This window comes from Microbacterium sp. Leaf159 (assembly GCF_001423615.1).
GTDB lineage: Bacteria > Actinomycetota > Actinomycetes > Actinomycetales > Microbacteriaceae > Microbacterium.
The window spans coordinates 351169-372049 of record NZ_LMOU01000001.1; the positions used below are offsets into that span (position 1 = coordinate 351169).

Consider the following 20881-nt stretch of genomic DNA (forward strand, 5'->3'; position numbering starts at 1 on the left):
GCAATGGCGGGACCGTGTTCGTCGGCGGTGCGTGCGCCGTCCGCCCTTTCGCACGCCGCACGGCGCCGTGCAGCGACACACGAAAGCCCCCAGCAGGCTGACCTGCTGGGGGCTTCTCGCTTTCTCTGCGCGGGAATCCCGCGTCGCGACCGGTCAGACTCCGAAGTACAGCTCGTACTCGAACGGGTGCGGGCGCTGGGCCATCGGCAGGATCTCGTTCTCGTACTTGTACGAGATCCAGGTCTCGATGAGCTCCTCGGTGAACACGCCGCCCTCGAGGAGGAACTGGTGGTCTTCCTTCAGAGCCTCGAGCGAATCCAGCAGGGAGTTCGGAACCTGCGGGATGTTCTTGGCCTCCTCGGGGGGAAGCTCGTAGAGGTCCTTGTCGACGGGCTCGTGCGGCTCGATGCGGTTCTTGATGCCGTCGAGGCCGGCCATGAGCTGCGCGGCGAACGCGAGGTACGGGTTGCCCGATGCGTCAGGCGCGCGGAACTCGATGCGCTTGGCCTTCGGGTTCGAGCCCGTGATCGGGATGCGGATCGCAGCCGAGCGGTTTCCTGCCGAGTAGACCAGGTTGACCGGAGCCTCGAAGCCCTTGACCAGACGGTGGTAGCTGTTCAGGGTCGGGTTGGTGAAGGCGAGCACTGCGGGGGCGTGCGCGAGCAGGCCGCCGATGTACCAGCGCGCGATGTCGCTGAGCTGGCCGTAGCCGGCCTCGTCGTAGAAGAGCGGCTTGCCGTCGTTCCACAGCGACTGGTGCGTGTGCATGCCCGAGCCGTTGTCGCCGTACAACGGCTTCGGCATGAAGGTGGCGACCTTGCCCCACTCTTCGGCGGTGTTCTTGACGATGTACTTGAACTTCAGGATGTCGTCCGCCGAGTGCACCATGGTGTCGAAGCGGTAGTTGATCTCCTGCTGGCCGGCGGTGCCGACCTCGTGGTGCGAGCGCTCGAGGATGAACCCGGCGTCGATCAGCTTCAGGGTGATGTCGTCACGCAGGTCAGCGGTCTTGTCGACCGGGCTGACGGGGAAGTAGCCGCCCTTGTACGGGGTCTTGTTGGCGAGGTTTCCGCCTTCTTCCTCACGACCGGTGTTCCAGGCGGCCTCTTCCGAGTCGACCTTGTAGAAGCTCTCGCCGGCGGTGACCGAGTAGCGCACGTCGTCGAAGATGTAGAACTCTGCCTCGGGGGCGAAGACCGCGGTGTCGGCGATGCCGGTCGAAGCGAGGTACTTCTCCGCCTTCTTTGCGACCTGACGCGGGTCCTTCGAGTAGATCTCACCCGTGCGCGGGTTGTAGATGTCGAACACCATCACGAGGGTGCTCGCCTCGCGGAACGGGTCGACGTAGGCCGTGGTCACGTCCGGGATGAGCTGCATGTCGGATTCGTGGATGCTCGCGAAGCCTCGGATCGAGGAGCCGTCGAACAGCTGACCGTTGACGAAGAAGTCCTCGTCGACGGTGGAGGCAGGGATGTTGAAGTGCTGCTGGACACCAGGGAGATCAGTGAATCGGATGTCAAGGAACTTGACGTCGTTCTCCTTGATGTAGGACAGCACCTCGGACGAATCTTTGAACATGTACGACTCCTGGATTGCGGATCGATGGCTTCACGGCCATTGTGCACAGTACGTGCGGGGCGTTACCCCACGGTATCCGCTTTGTTTCCGGCATGTTACGCGCCGGTAGGCTTGATACGTGACGGACGCTGTGAACACGTACCCCGGAGAACGACTCGGAATGCCGCAGACGGGGACCGGCAGCATCGCCCGCCCCGGCCGGCGGATCGGTGCTCTGCTGATCGACTACCTCGCGGCGACGATCATCGCGACCGGCTTCCTCGGATACGACCAGTTTGCGCTTCCCAGCGAGGCGGGACTCACGCAGTTCGCCCCCATGGCGGTCTTCGCCGTGCTGCAGATCCTGTTCATCCCGACAGCCGGTGGAAGCCCCGGGCACCGCATCCTCGGCATGCGGGTCGTGCGTCTCGACGGCGGATGGGTGGGGCTGTGGCGTCCGCTCGTGCGCACGCTGCTTCTCGTGGTCGTGATCCCGGCAGTCATCTGGGATGCCGACCAGCGCGGTCTTCACGACAAGGCGGCGGGGCTCGTGCTCATCCGAGCCTGAACGACGTCACTCCTTGCCGCGGTTGCGGCGTCTGGCCTCGCGAGGCGCTCGTCCGCCGAGGAACGATCGCGCAGGATCAACCGTGTACCCCTGGCGCAGGGCTTCACGGCCGATGAGCATCCGGAATCCCATCTCGTCTCGGTTGCTCAGCGTCACCTCGGCAAGCACCTCGCGGTCGTGCAGGCGGATGAGCATCTCGACCACGAGTCGTTCCTGCGCGTGACCTGATGAGCTGCGGATCGCACGGCGATCATGCACGGGGGATTCGACGACCACCGCGTCCTCCTGGCTGTCCTGCCAGGGCTTCACTCGGAAGCGCACCCACGACACGCCGTCGCGCTCGAACTCCTGGATCTCGAATGCGTGCAGCGAGGAGGTGCGTGCGCCGGTGTCGATCTTGGCTTTGAGCCAATCGACGCCGAGATCGGGCAGGCTCACCCATTCTCGCCACCCGATAAGAGTGTTTGAATGGGATGACTTACTCACCCGACCATCCTGGCAGGAAATCCCCCCGTGAAGATCGCAGTGCTCTCTCGCGCGCCGCAGGCGTACTCCACCCAACGACTGCGTGCTGCCGCGCTCCAGCGTGGTCACACCGTCAAGGTGCTGAACACGCTGCGCTTCGCGATCGATCTCACGGCCGATGAACCGGATCTGCACTACCGCGGGCGTCAACTCAGCGACTACGACGCGATCCTGCCGCGCATCGGCAACTCGATCACCTACTTCGGCACTGCTGTGGTCCGCCAGTTCGAGCAGATGGACGTGTACACGCCCAACACGGCGAACGGCATCTCGAGTGCGCGTGACAAGCTCCGCGCAAACCAGATCCTCTCCCGCCACAACATCGCGATGCCGCCGACGGCGTTCGTCCGCAACCGCGCCGATGTGCGTCCGGCGATCGAGCGTGTCGGCGGCGCCCCTGTCGTCATCAAGCTGCTCGAGGGCACACAGGGGATCGGCGTGATCCTCGCGCCGCAGGTCAAGGTCGCCGAGGCGATCATCGAGACGCTGCACTCGACCAAGCAGAACGTGCTCATCCAGAAGTTCATCTCGGAGAGTCGCGGACGCGACATCCGTGCACTCGTCGTGGGGGATCGAGTCGTCGCAGCGATGCGTCGCTCGGCCGCGGGAGACGAGTTCCGCTCGAATGTGCACCGCGGCGGATCTGTCGAGGCTGTCGAGCTCGATCCGATCTATGAGCGCGCGGCTGTGCGATCCGCCCAGATCATGGGATTGCGCGTCGCGGGTGTCGACATGCTCGAGGGCGACGACGGTCCTCTGGTCATGGAGGTCAACTCCTCTCCGGGGCTGCAGGGCATCGAGACGGCGACCAAGCTCGACGTGGCCGGAGCGATCATCGACTACATCGCCGGTCAGGTCGCCTTCCCCGAGATCGATGTGCGCCAGCGCCTCACGGTCTCCACGGGCTACGGCGTCGCCGAGCTGATGGTGCACGGCGCGGTCGACCTCGTCGGCAAGACGCTCGGCGAAGCGGGTCTCTGGGAGCGCGACATCACGGTGCTCACCCTCCACCGTGGGGTCTCGGTCATTCCGAACCCCCGTAAGCACGTCGTCCTCGAGGCGGACGATCGGCTGTTCTGTTTCGGCAAGCTCGACGAGATGCGCTCGATGGTGCCCGAGCGTCGCCGTCGACGCGCCAAGGTGCGACGGCTTCCGCGTCAGCCGCTCTCGGAGTGAACGAAGAAGCGCGGCCGCTCCTCATCCGAGGTGCGGCCGCGCTTCTTCGTATGCGGGCTGGATCAGCGCGGGCGCTGCGCCCTGACCTTGGTCGGGTCGATCCCCTTGGGGATCGGCAACGACGAGATCGACTGCGACACGGACTCGATGCGTCGGATGACGGCACCCATCGTCGCCTTGTCGATCACCTTGGGAAGCTTCTTGATGGTCTTGGCGAGGTCGGCGATCGCCACGTCGTCGTCGCCGTGTCCGACGTAGATCACGGTCACGGGAACACCGTGGGCCACGCGGGCGGCCTTGCTGCGCTCGTCGTTGACCAGGCGGGTCAGGCGTCCGCGAGAGCCTTCACCGACCACCACGACGCCGCCACGGCCGACGGTGCGGTACACGGCATCCTGCGTCTTGGGGTTGATGCCGACCGGCGTCTCAGAGCCCTGCCAGTTGCGGCCGAGGCTCGTGCTGATGACGTGGCCGGTGGCGCCGGGCATGCCGTCGATCTTCTGGTACATGGCCGAGGTCGACAGGCGGGTCATCAGGAACATCGCGCCGAGGATGCCGAGCATCAGGCCGGAGATGCCCCAGAGGATCAGCGTCCAGACCTGGAACGGCGGGATGAGGTATCCGACGATGAGTCCGATCAGGACACCGAGCACCAGCAGCGCGATCTGCGCCCAGGGAAGCCAGGGGTAGATCTCTCTCGTGAACTTGAAGAGGGACTTGATCTGGGAGAAGAACCCCGGACGCTTCTCGGGCGCGGACGAACGGTTTGCCATGTCCATAAGAATACCGACTCCGGGCCGCGCTCATGTCGTCGTTCGCGTCAGGCGGATTCGCGCACCGGGCACCCGTCCTGCACGGCGTGGAAAGTGCTCGGATCCCTCCACATCGCCGACCTGGAGACCACGGGGGGCGAGCGATGCGTTGACATGGAGACATGACAGTCGCAGAAGTGCCCCACCGCGGTGCGTCGCTGGTGCCCGGGGTGCACCGCGTGATCAGACAGCTCGACGCCGAGGAGGGCCCGTACGCCGGAGCGCTCGTCATCCGCGGGGAGTCCGTGGCGGTGCAGATCGACTGTGAGACGCTCGCGGGATGGGCGGGCTGGGGCCACGCGGGTGACGAGCATGTCGCGGGTCCGGTCGACGTCGTGCGGCGCCACGACGGCCACGACGTCCTGCTTCCCTGGTGCACGGAGCGGATCGGTGCTTTTCTCGGACGCCGATCGGTGGCCGAGGTCGCGTTCGCCGCCGGTGAGCTGACCACCATGGTGGCGAGTCTTCTGAGGGGGCTGGGCGAACTCTGTCGCGCCGACGGTCCCGCCGTCACCGGGGACTGGTGGTTGACGGACGACGGGCGCCCGATGTTCGTGATCGGCGAGGGCGACGATGCGCGGTCGGCCACGTGGCGTCTGGTCGAACGGATGCAGCGGGACTGCGGCGATCGTTCGCTGAGCCGCTTGCTCGGGGAGATCAGAGACGGGCTGCAGAAGAGTGGTGAGCGTCCGGGGATGCCGGTTCGACAGCTTGAGCGCTGGGAGGCGGAGCTGTTCGCGACCGCAGCCTCGCGGCCGCTCAGGCGCGACGTGCACGCGTCGGAGCAGGCACGAGACCTCGACGTCGCCCGCCGCGTCGTGCCGGTGCCCGGGACGAGACGTGAGGCGCGGGGAGGGGGCTCGGATCACTCGACGGAGCGGGGACCCCGGGGTGCGGTCGATCGAGCGATGGAGTGGGCGAGGCATTGGCTGGAGGAGGGCAGGACCGCGTTCGAGGAACGATGGAGCCGGCGGGGTATCAAGACCCGCAGAGACAGGCCACCCAGGCATGAGAAGGCACACTCAGACGCCGTCACGGGTGCTGTCGATCCCGAGCCACGGCGCCGTGGACGCAGACTGGTCGTGGCGTGCAGTGCGGCCGCGGTCGTGCTCTGTGGAGGCCTGCTCTGGCCGGGTGGTGCGACCGGGGAGCCCGCGGCGGGGAAAGTCCGACCGTCGCCCGCAGCGAGTCGGAGTTCTGCGGGTTCGCCGACGACCACACCGACGACGCCGACATCTCCGATCCCGGCCGCAGAGTCGACAGACGAGTCCACCGGCTCCGAGGACCCGGTGGTGGCGGCGCGTGCGCTTCTGCTCGCCATACGGCACTGCGCCGAGATGGGGGACCTGGCGTGCTCCGACGCGGTGGCTGCCGGCTCATCCGGAATCGTAGAGGCGCTCACCGGGGCGGCATCGGGGGAGAAGGTGCCGGAGCTGGCCGCGGTCGACGAGTACGGCGATGTCGCGGTGATCCGTGTCTCGTCGATCGCAGTGATCGGCGAGGGGCCGGCGCCGCAGCAGATCGAGCAGATGGTGGTGGTCGTGCGGGTCAATGAGAAATGGCTGGTCCGCGACGCCTACGACGTCGCGGACCAGCCAGGGTGATGCTGTGGTCAGGCTCCGAGCTGCGCGGCGAACTGCGCCGACTCGAGGCGTGCCTTGACAGCCCCCAGGAAGCGGGCGGCGTCGGCACCATCGATGATGCGGTGGTCGTACGAGAGTGCGAGGTACACGTACGAGCGGACGGCGATCGCGTCTGCGCCGCCGACCTTGACCAGACCGGGGCGCTTGACGACCGTTCCGGTGCCGAGGATCGCGGACTGCGGAAGGAACACGACGGGGGTGTCGAACAGCGCGCCACGCGAACCGGTGTTGGTCAGCGTGAACGTGCCGCCGGCGAGCTCGTCGGGCTTCAGCTTGTTGTCACGCGTGCGTGCGGCGAGGTCGGCGATCTCGTGGGCGATCTCCGCGATGTTCTTCGATGCGGCATCGCGCAGAACCGGCGTGAGCAGACCGCGCTCGGTGTCGACGGCGATCGACACGTTCTCGGACTCCGGGTAGACGATGTTCTCTCCGTCGACCGTGGCATTCACGATCGGGAAGGCGCGAAGCGCCTCGGCGGCAGCCAGAGCGAAGAACGGCAGGAACGACAGCTTGTCGCCGGTCTTCTCGAGGAACGATCCCTTGACGCTGTCGCGGTACTCCGCGAGAGCGGTGACATCGACCTCGACCACGGTGGTGAGCTGAGCGGTCTGCTGCATCGACTCGACGGCGCGCTTCGCGAGGACCTTGCGCAGACGCGACATCGGCTGCGTGGTGCCACGCAGCGGCGACACCTCGAGCGGAGCCGGTGCGGCAGGAGCGGCGGCTGCAGCGGGTGCAGACGAGGCGCTTTCGGCGGCCTTGAGGACGTCTTCCTTGCGGATACGTCCTCCCACGCCGGTACCGGTGACGCTGGCGAGGTCGACGCCCTGCTGCGAAGCCAGGCGGCGCACGAGCGGGGTCACATACAGGTTGTCGCTCTCCGTGGGGAGAGACAGCTTCGGCTCGGCTGGTGCCGAAGCCGCAGCGGGTGCGGGCTCCGACGGTGCGGCCGGAGGAGCGGGTGCGACAGGTGCGGCGGCCGCCTCGGCAGCGGGAGCCTGTGTCACGGGGGCCTCAGCCGCCGGCGCGGCCGGAGCCTGGGCGGAAGGAGTCTCTGCGGGAGCGGCCGGAGCCTCTGCCGCCGGAGCCTCTGCCGGAGCCGCGGGAGCAGCACCGGAGCCGACACGGGCGAGCACGGCGCCGACGGCGACGGTCTCGTCTTCAGCGGCCACGATCTCCTGGAGGACGCCGGCGACCGGCGACGGGATCTCGGTGTCGACCTTGTCGGTCGAGATCTCCAGCAGCGCCTCGTCGACCTCGACGGTGTCACCGATCTGCTTGAGCCAGCGCGTGACGGTGCCCTCGGTCACGCTTTCGCCCAGCTCGGGAAGGACGATGTCGGTGGCATCGCCCGCCGGAGCGGCGGCGGGCGCGGCTTCAGCGGGGGCAGCGGCCTCGGGCTCTGCCGGTGCAGCGGGTGCCTCGGCCTGCGGTGCGGCCGGCTCGGGCGCCTGCTCGGCGGCCGGAGCCGCTGCGGCAGGAGCATCGTCGCCAGGGGCCGAGTTGCTGCCGTCGCCGATGCGCGCGAGCAGCGCGCCGACCTCGACGGTCTCGTCCTCGGCGACGAGGATCTCCTCGATCACACCGGTGATGGGCGAGGGGATCTCGGTGTCGACCTTGTCGGTCGAGATCTCGAGCAGGCCCTCATCCGCCTGAACGGTGTCTCCCACCTGCTTGAGCCAGCGGGTGACCGTACCCTCTGTGACGCTCTCGCCGAGAGGGGGGAGGACGACGGATGTGCTCATGACTGAGTCTCCTTCAAGAAGTTAAATGACGCGTGTCTAGCTTAGTGAACTGTTCACCGGTTGGTGTTCAGAGGGCGTGCAGTGGCTTTCCGGCGAGCGCGAGGAAGGCTTCGCCGAGTGCCTCGCTCTGAGTCGGGTGAGCGTGAATGAGGGGTGCGATGTCCTCGGGATGGGCCTCCCACGCGACGGCCAGCTGGCCCTCGGTGATGAGTTCGCCCACCCGGTCGCCGAGCAGGTGGACGCCGATCACGGGTCCGTCCTTCAGCCGGACGACCTTCACGAGCCCGCCCGTGCCGATGATCTCGCTCTTGCCGTTTCCGGCGAGGTTGTACTCGTAGGCGACGACAGCATCCGCGCCGTGCTCGGCGACGGCTGCCTCCTCGGTGACGCCGACCGACGCGACCTCGGGGCTCGAATAGGTGACCTTGGGGATCTGGATGTCGGGGATGTTCGTGGGGGAGAGTCCGGCGATCCGCTCCGCGACCGCGATGCCCTGCTGGAAGCCGCGATGCGCGAGCTGCAGACCCGGGGTGATGTCGCCGACGGCCCACACTCCGGGGACGCCCGTGCGGAGGTCCTGATCGACCGTGACGAAACCACGGTCGAGGGCGACACCCGCCTCCTCGAAGCCCAGGTCGGAGGTGACCGGACCGCGTCCGACAGCGACGAGGAGATAGTCGGCGGAGAACTCCTTGCCGTCCTCGAGCGTGACGGTGACGGAGGCGTCGTCCTGCGTGGCGGTCTGGAACCGGATGCCGAGCGAGTACTGGATGCCGCGGCGGCGGAACGCGCGCTCGAGGCCCTTGCTCATCGCGATGTCCTCGTTCGGGACGAGATGCGGGAGGGCTTCGATGATCGCGACCTCGGCGCCGAACGAGCGCCACACGCTCGCGAACTCGACGCCGATCACGCCACCGCCGAGGATCAGGACGCGCTCGGGGATGACGTCCAGAGCCAGCGCCTGCTCACTCGTCAGGATCCGCCCACCGATCTCGAGGCCGGGAAGGGTGCGGCTGTACGAGCCGGTGGCGAGGATCACGTCCGTGCCGACGTAGACGTCGTCTCCGACGCTGACCGAGCGGTCGGCGTTCAGGCGGCCCATGCCGGCGACGGTCGTGATGCCGCGGGCCTTGACGAGACCTTCGAGGCCCTTGTACTTCTTCGCGACGATGCCCTCGCGGTAAGCGCGCACCCCAGCGGGGTCGATGCCCTCGAGCGTCGCGGAGATGCCCACATGAGCGGCGCCGCGCACGTGCTCCGCCACCTCTGCGGCGTGCAGGAGCGCCTTGGTGGGGATGCATCCCCGGTGCAGGCAGGTGCCGCCGACCTTGTCCTTCTCGATGAGCGCGACGGACTTGCCGAGCTCGCTCGCTCGCAGTGCCGCGGCGTATCCGCCGCTTCCGCCGCCCAGGACGACGATGTCGAAGGTGTGCGTGGTCATGGTCATGCCTCCGTGTGGGATGCTTCGGCGAACGCGATGATCGATCGGACCATCGCGCCCGTGGGGCCCTTGTCGGTGAAGCCGTACGGCGCACCGTTGTGCTCGCCGGATCCGGCGATGTCGAGGTGCACCCAGGGGATGCGAGGGGCGTCCTTCTCGTCGGAGACACGTCCGACGAAGCGTCGCAGGAAGAGCCCTGCATACGACGCACCGCCCATGCGGTCGCTCATGTTCGCGTTCTGCATGTCGGCGATGGGCGAATCGAGCGAGTCTTCCATGTGCTCGGGCAGAGGCATGTGCCAGGCGAGCTCGTCTGCGGCCCGTGCGGCGCCCAGGAACTCGGTGACGGCGTCATCGGCGCCGAAGACACCGGTGTGACGGTGGCCCAGCGCCATGACGATCGCCCCGGTGAGCGTCGCGACGTCGATGATCACGTCGGGGTTCTCGCGGCTCGCGGCGACCAGGCCGTCCGCCATGACCAGTCGACCCTCGGCGTCCGTGTTCGGGACCTCGACGGTGGTGCCGTCGAGCATCCTGATGACGTCGCCGGGGCGCAGCGCCCGACCGGACGGCATGTTGTCGGTGATGCAGAGCCAGGCCGTGACGTGCACGGGAAGACCGAGCGCGGCGATCGCGCGCAGGGCGGCGACGCTCGTCGCGGCGCCCGCCATGTCGAACTTCATCCCCACCATCGATGCCGCGGGCTTGAGCGAGAGTCCGCCGGTGTCGAACGTGATCCCCTTGCCGACCAGCGCGATGTGCCGGGTGGCGTTCGCGGGTGCGTAGTCGAGTCGCACGAGACGCGGAGGACGGTCCGAGCCCTGGGCGACGCCGAGGATTCCGCCGAAGCCCTGCTCGGCGAGTGCATCCTCATCGAGGATCTCGACCGTGACGTCGAGGCCCTCGACGCTGTCCGCGGCGCTCTGCGCGAGCTGGGTGGGGCTCTGCCACTCGGCAGGCACGAACACGAGGTCCTTCACGAGAGCGACGGCCTCGCCGACCGCGACTGCTCGAGAGAGCTCCTCATCATCGAGCTCCGCATGCAGCACGACCGACGTGGCACGGCTCTTGCCGGGCTCGCGGCGGTAGCTGTCGAATCGGTAGCCGCCGAGGACTGCGCCTTCTGCCGCCGCGGAGGCGAACTCCTCGAGTCCGGGAGCGAGTCCGAGTGAGACCTTCTCGAAACCGGTGAGGGAGCGAAGCGCTGCACCGACCGCGTTCCGCATAGCGGCGGCATCGGCGGTGCGTCCGACACCGACGACGGCGAACGGCAGCTCCGTGACCTCCGGGGCGTACACGCGGGTGAACGCGGACGGCGAGCCTGTGAAGCCGATGCCCTTCAGAGAGGCGGCGAGTCCCGGGTGGTCCGACAACGACTCTGTGGAGTCGGAGATGTCGGGGATGACGAGCACTGCGGCGTCTGCAGCGCTTCCGGGGAACTGATCTGAGGTGCGCGAGAGCGCGGGAAGCGTCATGACTCCATCCTAGGGAAGCCTGCAAGGGGAGACGCGGAGCGAGTGTTCGCTCTCAGCATGACGGCCACCGCCCGCCCGTCGGAACCTGCTCGTAGCATGGACTCATGCCCTTCTCCGGAGAGATCCATGAACGTGTAGCGAACGCGCCGGCGGTGCCGCGCGGGCTGCCCCTTGTACTGCTCCTGACGGGTTTCACCGATGCGGGCAACGCTGTCTCAGGCCTCATCGAGCACCTCCGTGAGACGACCTCCCCCGAGCCGATCGCGGTCTTCGACAACGACGTGCTCCTCGACTACCGGGCGCGTCGCCCCGTGATCTCGTTCGATCAGGACCACCTCACGGAATTCCGTCCGGCGCGGCTCGAGCTCTCGCTCGCGACAGATGCCCTCGGTCAGAAGTTCCTGCTCCTCGCGGGCTACGAGCCCGACTTCGCATGGAACGAGTTCGCGCGCACGGTGCTCGACCTCGCCGACGAGTTCGAGGTGTCCGGCCTCAACTGGGTCCACTCCATCGCGATGCCCGTGCCCCACACCCGTCCGATCGGCACCACGGTCAGCGGCAACCGTCGCGAGCTCACGGTCGCGCACTCCGTGTGGCGTCCGCGTACGCAGGTGCCGGCGACCGCAGGGCATCTGCTGGAGTTCCGTTTCGCCGAGCACGGCGCCCGCGTCGTCGGCTTCGTCCTGCTCGTTCCGCACTACCTCGCAGAGACCGAGAATCCGGAAGCCGTGATCGCGGCCGCCGAGAAGCTCATGGCCGCCACCGGCCTCGTGATCCTGCTCGACGAGGTGCAGGAGCGCCGCCAGGACTATCTGACGCGGGTCGACGAGCAGGTGCTCGGCAACGACGAGCTGCAGCAGATGGTGCAGGGTCTCGAGCGTCGCTACGACGCCTACATGGCCGGCCGCGACCCCGAGGATGGCTCGTACGACGAGGGCGGATTCAACGAGCGCGATCTCCCGAGCGCCGACGAACTGGCCGCCGAGCTCGAGCGGTACCTCGCCTCACGTCCCAGCGGCGACGAGGACAAGCCCGGCCGAGGTTGACGTCGGGGTTGCCATCCGGGTCGTGAACTTCAGTCGAATGCACCTGCATGCCCACACGTGTGCGATACTAGGACTCTGACCCGTTGTCAATCGATCTTTCCGGAGATCTGACTTGACAAGGGTCTTACTAGTGTCCGAAATGCTCCGGGGCCTGCGAGCGGCCCCGTGAAAGGCGAAACGTGACTCCTGCCACGACGAAGAAGACCCGGACGACGAAGAAGACCGCCGACGCTCCCGAGGTCGACGCCCCGGTCGAGGAGGCCGCTGAGAAGCCGGTTCCCAAGACCGCAGCGCAGCGGGCCGCTGCCAAGCGCGCGCCCGCCAAGAAGAAGAAGGCCGATGACATCGTCGAAGACGACGAGACTCCTCCGCCCGCAGAACCCGACGAGGACGACGAGGACTCGAAGCCCAAGTTCACCGAACCGCTGCCGACCGGCGCCATCGTCATCTCGTCGAACGACGACGAGGACGTGCCGGTCTACTCGACGCAGATCACCGGTGCGACGGCCGACCCCGTCAAGGACTACCTGAAGCAGATCGGAAAGGTCGCACTGCTGAACGCGGCCGAAGAGGTCGAGCTCGCGATGCGCATCGAAGCCGGTCTGTTCGCCGAAGAGAAGCTCTCGACGATGACCGCCGCTGAGAAGGCAGGTCAGCTCGGACTCGACCTGCAGTGGGTCGCCCGCGACGGTCAGCGCGCCAAGAGCCACCTGCTCGGAGCCAACCTGCGTCTCGTCGTCTCTCTCGCCAAGCGCTACACCGGCCGCGGCATGCAGTTCCTGGATCTGATCCAGGAGGGCAACCTCGGTCTGATCCGTGCGGTCGAGAAGTTCGACTACACCAAGGGCTTCAAGTTCTCGACGTACGCCACCTGGTGGATCCGTCAGGCGATCACGCGCGCCATGGCCGACCAGGCCCGCACCATCCGCATCCCGGTGCACATGGTCGAGGTCATCAACAAGCTGGCCCGCGTACAGCGCCAGATGCTGCAGGACCTGGGCCGCGAGCCCACGCCGGAAGAGCTCAGCCGCGAGCTGGACATGACGCCTGAGAAGGTCGTCGAGGTCCAGAAGTACGGCCGTGAGCCCATCTCGCTGCACACCCCCCTCGGTGAGGACGGCGACAGCGAGTTCGGTGACCTCATCGAGGACACCGAGGCCGTCGTCCCCGCGGACGCGGTCGGCTTCACGATGCTGCAGCGTCAGCTCGAGCAGCTGCTCGACTCGCTCTCGGAGCGTGAGGCCGGTGTCATCCGGATGCGCTTCGGACTCGGCGACGGCCAGCCCAAGACGCTCGACCAGATCGGTGACACGTTCGGCGTGACGCGTGAGCGCATCCGTCAGATCGAGTCGAAGACGATGGCGAAGCTGCGCCACCCGAGCCGCTCGCAGTCGCTGCGGGACTACCTCGAGTGATGCAGGCGAACGAGGGCAAGGCGCTCGAGACGAGTGTCGACGGCAAGAGCTACGCACGTATTCCGCTGCGCACCCGCGTCGTCATGCCTGACGACGACCTCGACTCCGTCATCACGGAGTACGCGAAGGGCGCCGTGCAGCCGGGCGACCTGCTGTTCGTGACCGAGAAGATCGTGGCGATCACGCAGGGACGCTCATACCGTCTCGACGAGATCACTCCACGTCCGCTCGCGCGCTTCCTCTCGCGGTACGTCGTACGCACGTCCTACGGCATCGGTCTCGGCATGCCGGAGACGATGGAGATGGCCCTGCGCGAGTGCGGCACCCTGCGCATCCTCTTCGCGGCCGGCGTCTCGGTGATCACGAAGGCCTTCGGCCGTCGCGGTGACTTCTATCGCATCGCGGGCGACAAGGCCCGCGCGATCGACGGACCCACGAAGAACACGATCCCTCCCTACAACCAGGCGGTCGTGCTCGGGCCGAAGAACCCGCGCGAGGTCGCGCTCCGCGTCCAGAAGCTGGTCGGCGGACAGGTGGATGTCGCGGTCGTCGACATCAACGACATCGGCGGCAACATCCTCGGCTCGACCCTCGACAAGGCCGGTGAGCGCCGGCTCGTCCAGATCCTGGGCGACAATCCGCTCGGCCAGGCGACGCAGTCGACGCCGATGGGAATCGTCCGCGAGGTCTGACCTTCGCGAGTCGCACTGACAGCAAGAAGGCCCGGATGCTCAGCATCCGGGCCTTCTTCGTGCCTGAGTCGGTCAGAACCCAGTCGGGTCAGAACCCGATCGCGGCCTGGTAGCGAGGCTTGTGGCCCGTGCGGATGCCCGTGACGCTCGGCTTGTTCTCGTACACACCGGCTCCCCAGTTGCCCTCGACCAGGACGGGCCCCTCGGGGGTGACCACGACGTCCCAGCCGACGTACTGCACCTGGGGCACGACGCGAGCCACCTGGTCGACGAACTCCCGGACCTCGTCCATCATCGGCAGCTGGAAGTCGGCGATCGGGAAGCCCGAGTCAGGGTGCGTCACGTGCACGTGACCGTGCGAGTCGTAGCCCGAACCGACGGAGTGCCCGTTCTCGTCGAGCATCGTGTAGAAACCGCCGAAGCTCATCTGGTCGCTCACGGCTCCGCGCCCGAACTTCTGCGCCATGGCGAGGATGTGCGTCTTCTCGCCGTCGAAGAACGCGGTGATGCGGGTGGTGTTCACGGTGCCGGGGCAGACGGCCGCGAGGTCGGAGTGCTGACGGATGACCTCTTCGACCAGCACCTGCTTCTTCGACAGCAGTTCCGCGTGGAAGGCGTCCCAGTCGGTCACGTCGGCCGCGTGGTAGCGGTGCACGCCGGTGCCGGCCTGACCGTGCGTCTCCTTGACGACGATCGTGCCCTGGCGCTCTGTGAAGGCGCGCAACTGCTCGGCATTGCCCTCGGCGATGAGCATCCATTCGCGCTTGAGGAACGCGTCGAAGACGGCGTTGAACTCGGCCTTGTCGTGGAAGAGGTGCCGGTAGTCGGGGTGGTCGTACTTCTGGGAGATCTCGTTGGAGACCGGGTGCGTCATGAAGGTGTCGCGCTCGGCCTTGGTGAGGATCGCGAAGTCGTAGTCGATGTAGTCCTGGAATCCGACGTTGTGTCGACCCGCCGACCACAGCATGTCGACCACCACGAGCGGCACGGCCTTGCCGTGCTGGGCGGATGACTCCTTGGCCCTCTCGATCACCGAGGCGACGTCGATGCGGCGGGCGCGCGTCAGCAGATAGCGGACGCGGGGCACGAGGGAAAAGCGTGACATGGATCTCCAAGGTCGGGGTCCCATCCAGTCTACGGGGGGCACGCAGGGCATCCTGAGAAGGCGGAGCTAGGCTGGAACCGTGTGTGAGAAGACATCCAGCTCCCGTCCGAGGGCGATGATCTCGCGGTCGGCTCTGGCCGCGTCCGCGTCCGCAGCCGTCGACGCCGGAGGCCGCATCGCGGATCTCCGCAGGGATGCCTGGGGGCATGGAGTGCTCGCGATCGCGCACGCCGTGACGGGTGCCGGCGCTGCCGCCGTGCTCGTGGACTATGCCGAAGAGGCCGAGATGCTGCGACTCGAGGGCATCGAGGCGGTCACCGAGGGCGCGGCCGACATCGATCCGTCACTGCTCTACGGGCTGCCCGACGTCGAGGGGACGCTGCGCACGACCCCCGTGATGCGCCTCGCCGGACGAATCCTCTCGACGAAGCCGCTGAAGGCCGGAGACGCGGTCTCGTACGGCTACACGCATCGAGCAGCGCGCGACACCACAGCAGCACTCATCACCGGCGGATATGCGCAGGGGATCGTTCGGGCGCTCGGCAACGCGGCTCACGTCGAGATCGACGGCGTGCAACGTCCGATCGTCGGGCGCGTCGCGATGGATGTCTGCGTGATCGATCTGCAGGATGCCACCGATGCCCAGCCGGGTGTCGACGCCACCTACTTCGGCGGGCCGGGACCTGCCGGCCCTGGGCTCGCGCGCTGGAGCGCTGTGACCGGACTCACGATCGCCGAGCTCATCGCCGTGGCCGGGTCGCACGCGGAGCGGGGGTGGGAGGCATGAGCCGCCCGGAACTGCGCATCCGCACCGATCGATTCGTGTCGAACATCGCCGCCGTGCGCGAGCGCATCGCTCCGTCGGCCCTGATGGTGGTCCTCAAGGACGACGCGTACGGACACGGGCTCCGCTGGGCGGTCGAGGCGGCCCAGAGCGCCGGCGTCGAATGGTACGGCTCCTATGACGTCGGCAGCGGTGTCGAGGCACGGCGCGTACTGGGCGAGAGCGGGCGCGTGCTCGCCTGGGTCACATCGACCGATCCCGAGATCGACGAGGCGCTACGCCAGCGGATCGACCTCGGCGTCGGCAGCGCCGAGTACCTCGAGCGCATCGTCGCGCGGGCCGACCACCTCGGCCTCCGCGCGCGGATCCATCTCAAGATCGACACCGGGCTGCACCGCAACGGACTGCTTCCGGAGGAATGGGCGCAGACGATCGCGCAGGTGCGTGCCGGCGAGACCGCGGGCCAGCTCGAGCTCGCCGGGATCTGGAGCCATCTCGCCGAAGCCAGCGACGCCGAGGACGACGAGGCCCAGGCGGCGTTCCTCGATGCCGTCCGCGTGGTCGAGGAATCCGGGGACACCCCCGAGGCACTGCATCTGACGGCATCCGCAGCATCATGGTGGCGCCCCGAGCTGCGCGGTTCCGTCTCTCGGATCGGCGCGTTCTGCTACGGCGTCCGCTCGGCCGACGGCCCGAACCTGGAGGGGATCGTGCCTGTGGCAGAGCTCGTGGCCACGGTGATCGAAGTCCGCGACAACGGCGCGGTGATCGCGATCGGCGCTTTCGACGGCATCCCGTCCACGCTCGTGGGCGCAGACGTCGGCACACCGGACGGACCACGCGAACTGCTCCGCATCGACATGACGACGTCCGTGGTCGCATCCTGGCCGGGAATGCAGGTGGGCGACACCGTCCGACTCTTCGGGGCGGGGGAGCACGGGGAATCCAGCGCGACCACCCTCGCCGAGAGGATCGACACGGTCGGGGAGGAGATCCTCACCCGGCTGACCCCTCGCGTGCGACGCGTCGTCGTCTATTGACGACGGGTCGTGTGTCGATTGACGACGGGTCGTGTGTCGACGCGCGGGGCCGGACAACGAAAGCGGAGCCCGTCGCATGACGGGCTCCGAGGCGGATCAGACCGAGTGGCTCAGTCGATCAGACGAGCGGTCTCATCGTGCCAGCTCGTGGCGATGCTGCGGAGCTTCTCTTCGTACTTGCGTCCGTGGTGGGCGCAGAAGAGCAGCTCGGAGCCGTTGACCTCGGCCGCGATGTAGGCCTGAGCGCCACACGAATCACAGCGATCCATGGCGGTCAGGCGGAACTCGACGGCGGAGGTCTCACGTTCAGTCGTTGCGTTCATCTCGGTGCCTCCTTGAGAGTGTCGGGTTCGCTGGTTGGGCGTGATCAATGTAACCACGCTGTGGCTGTAGTAATGCCCGGTTTGCGGCGTGTTTCGCTCAGCGCGTACGCGCAGCGGTCGCAGTGGTAGCCCACGGGGAGTGTCTGCAGGCCCCGGGGAGGCATCGCGAATAGACTCGGAGATTGTGACCGCCGAGTATTCCGCCCATCATCTCCAGGTGCTCGAAGGGCTCGAGGCCGTCCGCAAGCGTCCCGGTATGTACATCGGTTCGAACGGATCCCCGGGCCTGATGCACTGCCTCTGGGAGATCATCGACAACGCCGTCGACGAGGCCGTCGCGGGCAACGGCTCGAAGATCGACATCATCCTGCACGAGGACGGCAGCGTCGAGGTCCATGACCGCGGCCGCGGCATCCCCGTCGACGTCGAGCCCCGCACCGGTCTCACCGGCGTCGAGGTCGTGTTCACGAAGCTGCACGCCGGCGGCAAGTTCGGCGGCGGATCGTACGCCGCATCCGGTGGTCTGCACGGTGTCGGTGCCTCGGTGGTCAACGCCCTGTCCGAACGCCTCGACGTCGAGGTCGACCGCGGCAGCAAGACGTACGCGATGTCGTTCCACCGCGGCGAGCCCGGACTCTTCGCCGACTCCGGTGAAAAGCGACCGGACGCGAAATTCACGCCGTTCCAGGACAAGAGCGAGCTGCGTGTCGTCGGCAAGGCGCCGCGCGGCACCAGCGGCACGCGCATCCGCTACTGGGCTGATCACCAGATCTTCACGAAGGATGCCGCGTTCCAGCTCAACGATCTGGTGAACCGCGCTCGACAGACGGCGTTCCTCGTCCCCGGCCTCGAGCTCGTCATCCGCGACGAGCGCGCGGCGAACGGGTCCGAGGTCGAAGGCCAGGCGATCGAGACCTCCTACCGGTACGACGGCGGCATCTCGGAGTTCGTCGAGTACCTCGCCAACGACGCTCCCGTCACCGACACCTGGCGCATCCAGGGCGAAGGCACCTTCAAAGAGACAGTGCCGGTTCTGCAGGCCGACGGCCACATGATCGCGACAGAGGTCGAGCGCGTCTGCGCCGTCGACATCGCGATGCGCTGGGGAACGGGCTACGACACGACCACGCGGTCGTTCGTCAACATCATCGCCACCCCCAAGGGGGGCACGCACCAGCAGGGCTTCGAGCAGGAGCTGCTGAAGGTGCTGCGCGCGCAGGTCGATCAGAACGCACGACGGCTGAAGGTCGGCAGCAACGACAAGCTCGAGAAGGACGACGTCCTCGCCGGCCTCACCGCGGTGCTCACGGTGAACGTCCCCGAGCCGCAGTTCGAGGGTCAGACGAAGGAGATCCTCGGCACACCGGCCGTGCGCCAGATCGTGGCCCAGGTGATCCGCAAGGATCTCGCCGCGCGCTTCAGCTCGACCAAGCGAGACGACAAGAGCCAGGCGACGCAGCTGCTCGACAAGATCGTCGCCGAGATGAAGGCCCGCGTCTCGGCTCGCGCGCACAAGGAGACCCAGCGACGCAAGAACGCCCTGGAGTCGTCGACGCTGCCGACCAAGCTGGTCGATTGCCGCACGAACGAGGTCGAGCGCAGCGAGCTGTTCATCGTCGAGGGGGACTCCGCTCTCGGTACGGCCAAGAACGCGCGCAACAGCGAGTTCCAGGCCCTGCTGCCGATCCGCGGCAAGATCCTCAACGTGCAGAAGGCCTCCGTCGGCGACATGCTGTCGAACACGGAGTGCGCGTCGATCATCCAGGTCATCGGTGCGGGGTCGGGTCGGAGCTTCGACATCGACGCCGCGCGCTACGGCAAGGTGATCCTGATGAGCGACGCCGATGTCGACGGTGCGCACATCCGGACGCTGCTCCTCACGCTCTTCTACCGGTACATGCGTCCACTCATCGAGCACGGACGCGTGTTCGCCGCGGTGCCGCCGCTGCACAGGGTGATCGTGATGAATCCCGGCTCCAAGCCGAACGAGACGATCTACACCTACAGCGAGCAGGAGATGCACACGCTCCTGGCCAAGCTCCGCAAGGCCGGCAAGCGCTGGCACGAGCCGATCCAGCGCTACAAGGGTCTGGGCGAGATGGACGCCGAGCAGCTCGCGAACACCACGATGGATCGTGGCGGACGGCTTCTGCGCCGCGTGCGCATGGAGGATGCCGAGGCGGCGGGTCGCGTCTTCGAGCTGCTGATGGGCAATGAGGTCGCCCCGCGCCGCGAGTTCATCATCGACTCCTCCGACCGCCTGTCGCGGGAGTCGATCGACGCCTGATCGTCACCGCGCGAGCGACAGTGCGGCGCGGTAGACATCGATCAGAGCATCCCGGTGGGTGTCCTGCGCGACCTGATCGCGGTGGGAGATCGCAGCCGTGCTCATCGACCGGACGGCGGCCGGGTCGTCGCGCAGCGCACGGAATGCCTGGGCGAGCCCCGTCGCATCCGGGGTGGCGGTCACGATTCCGCCGCCGTCGGGGAGCATCTCGGCGAGATCCGGGTCGGTGACGATCACCGGCAGCCCCGACGCGATCGCCTCGAGGATGACCATCGGCTGGTTGTCGAAGTCGAGCGAGGTCGACACCAGCACGTGCGCCTGACGCATGCCGTCGAGCACCCGGGACTGGGGGACTCCGCCGTGCACCGTGAGGCGCCCCGACGGCAGATCCGCCGCGGCATCCGCGACAGCGCGACGCGCGACACCGTCGCCGAACATCTCGGCGCGGACTCCGGGGGACTGCCGTAGGGCGTCGACGAAGACCTGGGGCCGTTTCTCGGGCGACAGCCGACCGCACCACACGACGCGGAGCTCTTCGTCCGGCGTGACGATCCGCGGCGTCGGTGAGCCGACCCGGTCGAGCACACTCGACTCGAGTCCGTTGGACAGCACGGTCAGCGGTGTCTGCACGCCCTGGGCGACCAGCTTCTCGGCGAAATGCGCCGACGGCACTATCACCTGGTCGGCGTGGTTCGCCTGACTCACCATGAGCCGCCACATCCGCTGGGCCATCCGCGTCTTCGCGTACGCAGCGGTCGAGTCGATGCGCGCCCTGTCGTGGCTCAGGCGTCGTCGATGCATCGCCGCGAGCAGCGCCGTCGTGACCGAGGGAAGCGGAAGCACGGACCGCGTGTAGACGTCGATGCGCCCGTGCATGGTCTGCACGATCCGGATGCCGAGGGCCCGCGCGGCCTCGAAGCCGGCGAGCGCCGCGAACAGCTCGGTGTGCACGTGGACGATCTCGATCCCGTGCGTGCTCAGACCGTCGCGAAGCGCCGCCGCCGCGGCTGCCGGCGTCCACGTGAACGGATAGCCGTCCGGCGCGAAGCCGCGGGCTGTGGGCAGCCGCACGATGTGCGGATCGACGCTGGGCGCAGCCAGGGGAGCGAACACGAAGACCTCGTGCCCGGCGTGCTCCAGGGCCTCCCTGTGCGCCTTGATCACGGTCTGCACGCCGCCCAGAGTCGGCAGGTAGTAGTCGGTGACCATGGCGATGCGCACTCGACCACAATAGGACGGCTAGGGTG

18 protein-coding genes are annotated in these 20881 nt (G+C 67.5%); 9 read left to right on the plus strand and 9 right to left on the minus strand.

Going from position 1 to position 20881, the window contains the following annotated elements; all coding sequences use genetic code 11:
• Window positions 1-153: 153 nt before the first annotated feature.
• Window positions 154-1578 (minus strand): type I glutamate--ammonia ligase, encoded by a 1425-nt coding sequence (gene glnA / locus ASF80_RS01785; protein WP_056307474.1) that lies wholly within the window; start codon window positions 1576-1578, stop codon window positions 154-156.
• A 160-nt stretch (window positions 1579-1738) separates the two neighbouring features.
• Between glnA and ASF80_RS01790 the strand changes: the two genes are divergently transcribed.
• Window positions 1739-2125 (plus strand): RDD family protein, encoded by a 387-nt coding sequence (locus ASF80_RS01790; protein WP_120493660.1) that lies wholly within the window; start codon window positions 1739-1741, stop codon window positions 2123-2125.
• Between the two features lie 6 nt (window positions 2126-2131).
• Here ASF80_RS01790 and ASF80_RS01795 read toward each other — a convergent pair whose 3' ends face one another.
• Window positions 2132-2611 carry an ATP-dependent zinc protease gene (locus ASF80_RS01795; RefSeq protein WP_056307478.1) on the minus strand — a complete coding sequence of 160 codons (480 nt, stop codon included), beginning with the start codon at window positions 2609-2611 and terminating at the stop codon, window positions 2132-2134.
• 27 nt (window positions 2612-2638) lie between these two features.
• Here ASF80_RS01795 and ASF80_RS01800 point away from each other — a divergent pair, with 27 nt between their 5' ends.
• Window positions 2639-3826 carry a RimK family alpha-L-glutamate ligase gene (locus ASF80_RS01800; protein ID WP_056307480.1) on the plus strand — a complete coding sequence of 396 codons (1188 nt, stop codon included), beginning with the start codon at window positions 2639-2641 and terminating at the stop codon, window positions 3824-3826.
• A gap of 62 nt (window positions 3827-3888) precedes the next feature.
• On the opposite strand, the gene ASF80_RS01805 is transcribed toward ASF80_RS01800, so the two are convergent.
• A complete protein-coding gene (locus tag ASF80_RS01805) occupies window positions 3889-4599 on the minus strand; it encodes a DUF4191 family protein (RefSeq protein WP_056311620.1) in 711 nt (236 codons plus the stop codon).
• Between the two features lie 161 nt (window positions 4600-4760).
• On the opposite strand from ASF80_RS01805, the gene ASF80_RS01810 reads away from it, so the two are divergent.
• Window positions 4761-6242 carry a hypothetical protein gene (locus ASF80_RS01810; protein WP_056307482.1) on the plus strand — a complete coding sequence of 494 codons (1482 nt, stop codon included), beginning with the start codon at window positions 4761-4763 and terminating at the stop codon, window positions 6240-6242.
• 8 nt (window positions 6243-6250) lie between these two features.
• On the opposite strand, the gene sucB is transcribed toward ASF80_RS01810, so the two are convergent.
• The 3 genes from sucB to ASF80_RS01825 all read right to left on the minus strand — a co-directional run bounded on the left by sucB (window position 6251) and on the right by ASF80_RS01825 (window position 10942).
• On the minus strand, window positions 6251-8026 hold the full coding sequence (gene sucB / locus ASF80_RS01815; RefSeq protein WP_056307484.1) for a 2-oxoglutarate dehydrogenase, E2 component, dihydrolipoamide succinyltransferase: 1776 nt from the start codon (window positions 8024-8026) through the stop codon (window positions 6251-6253).
• A gap of 67 nt (window positions 8027-8093) precedes the next feature.
• On the minus strand, window positions 8094-9467 hold the full coding sequence (gene lpdA / locus ASF80_RS01820) for a dihydrolipoyl dehydrogenase (protein ID WP_056307486.1): 1374 nt from the start codon (window positions 9465-9467) through the stop codon (window positions 8094-8096).
• A gap of 2 nt (window positions 9468-9469) precedes the next feature.
• On the minus strand, window positions 9470-10942 hold the full coding sequence (locus tag ASF80_RS01825; protein ID WP_056307488.1) for a leucyl aminopeptidase: 1473 nt from the start codon (window positions 10940-10942) through the stop codon (window positions 9470-9472).
• Window positions 10943-11046: 104 nt separating this feature from the next.
• Between ASF80_RS01825 and ASF80_RS01830 the strand changes: the two genes are divergently transcribed.
• The 3 genes from ASF80_RS01830 (at window position 11047) to ASF80_RS01840 (ending at window position 14095) form a co-directional block, all read left to right on the plus strand.
• A complete protein-coding gene (locus ASF80_RS01830; RefSeq protein ID WP_056307490.1) occupies window positions 11047-11988 on the plus strand; it encodes a proteasome assembly chaperone family protein in 942 nt (313 codons plus the stop codon).
• A gap of 179 nt (window positions 11989-12167) precedes the next feature.
• Window positions 12168-13403, plus strand: coding sequence for an RNA polymerase sigma factor (locus ASF80_RS01835; RefSeq protein ID WP_056307492.1), 1236 nt, complete (start codon window positions 12168-12170; stop codon window positions 13401-13403).
• The gene (locus ASF80_RS01840) at window positions 13403-14095 is read left to right on the plus strand and encodes a coenzyme F420-0:L-glutamate ligase (protein WP_056307494.1); all 693 of its coding nucleotides are present in this window, start codon (window positions 13403-13405) and stop codon (window positions 14093-14095) included. Before ASF80_RS01835 ends, ASF80_RS01840 begins: the two co-directional genes overlap by 1 nt.
• 88 nt (window positions 14096-14183) lie before the next feature.
• Here the strand turns inward: ASF80_RS01840 and ASF80_RS01845 are convergent, their stop codons facing one another.
• Window positions 14184-15200 (minus strand): sugar-transfer associated ATP-grasp domain-containing protein, encoded by a 1017-nt coding sequence (locus ASF80_RS01845; RefSeq protein WP_056307496.1) that lies wholly within the window; start codon window positions 15198-15200, stop codon window positions 14184-14186.
• Window positions 15201-15279: 79 nt separating this feature from the next.
• On the opposite strand from ASF80_RS01845, the gene ASF80_RS01850 reads away from it, so the two are divergent.
• Together ASF80_RS01850 and ASF80_RS01855 are read left to right on the plus strand one after the other, a co-directional pair.
• Entirely contained in the window at window positions 15280-15987 is a 708-nt protein-coding gene (locus tag ASF80_RS01850; protein WP_235559852.1) for an alanine racemase, read from the plus strand.
• Window positions 15984-17024, plus strand: coding sequence for an alanine racemase (locus ASF80_RS01855; RefSeq protein WP_056311625.1), 1041 nt, complete (start codon window positions 15984-15986; stop codon window positions 17022-17024). The genes ASF80_RS01850 and ASF80_RS01855 overlap by 4 nt, the downstream gene beginning before the upstream one ends.
• A gap of 110 nt (window positions 17025-17134) precedes the next feature.
• Here ASF80_RS01855 and ASF80_RS01860 read toward each other — a convergent pair whose 3' ends face one another.
• Entirely contained in the window at window positions 17135-17347 is a 213-nt protein-coding gene (locus ASF80_RS01860; RefSeq protein ID WP_042540282.1) for a hypothetical protein, read from the minus strand.
• A gap of 184 nt (window positions 17348-17531) precedes the next feature.
• On the opposite strand from ASF80_RS01860, the gene ASF80_RS01865 reads away from it, so the two are divergent.
• Window positions 17532-19634: a DNA topoisomerase IV subunit B gene (locus tag ASF80_RS01865; RefSeq protein ID WP_082488148.1), complete on the plus strand. Its 2103-nt coding sequence runs from the start codon at window positions 17532-17534 to the stop codon at window positions 19632-19634.
• A 3-nt stretch (window positions 19635-19637) separates the two neighbouring features.
• Here the strand turns inward: ASF80_RS01865 and ASF80_RS01870 are convergent, their stop codons facing one another.
• The gene (locus tag ASF80_RS01870) at window positions 19638-20855 is read right to left on the minus strand and encodes a glycosyltransferase (protein WP_056307499.1); all 1218 of its coding nucleotides are present in this window, start codon (window positions 20853-20855) and stop codon (window positions 19638-19640) included.
• Window positions 20856-20881: the final 26 nt, after the last annotated feature.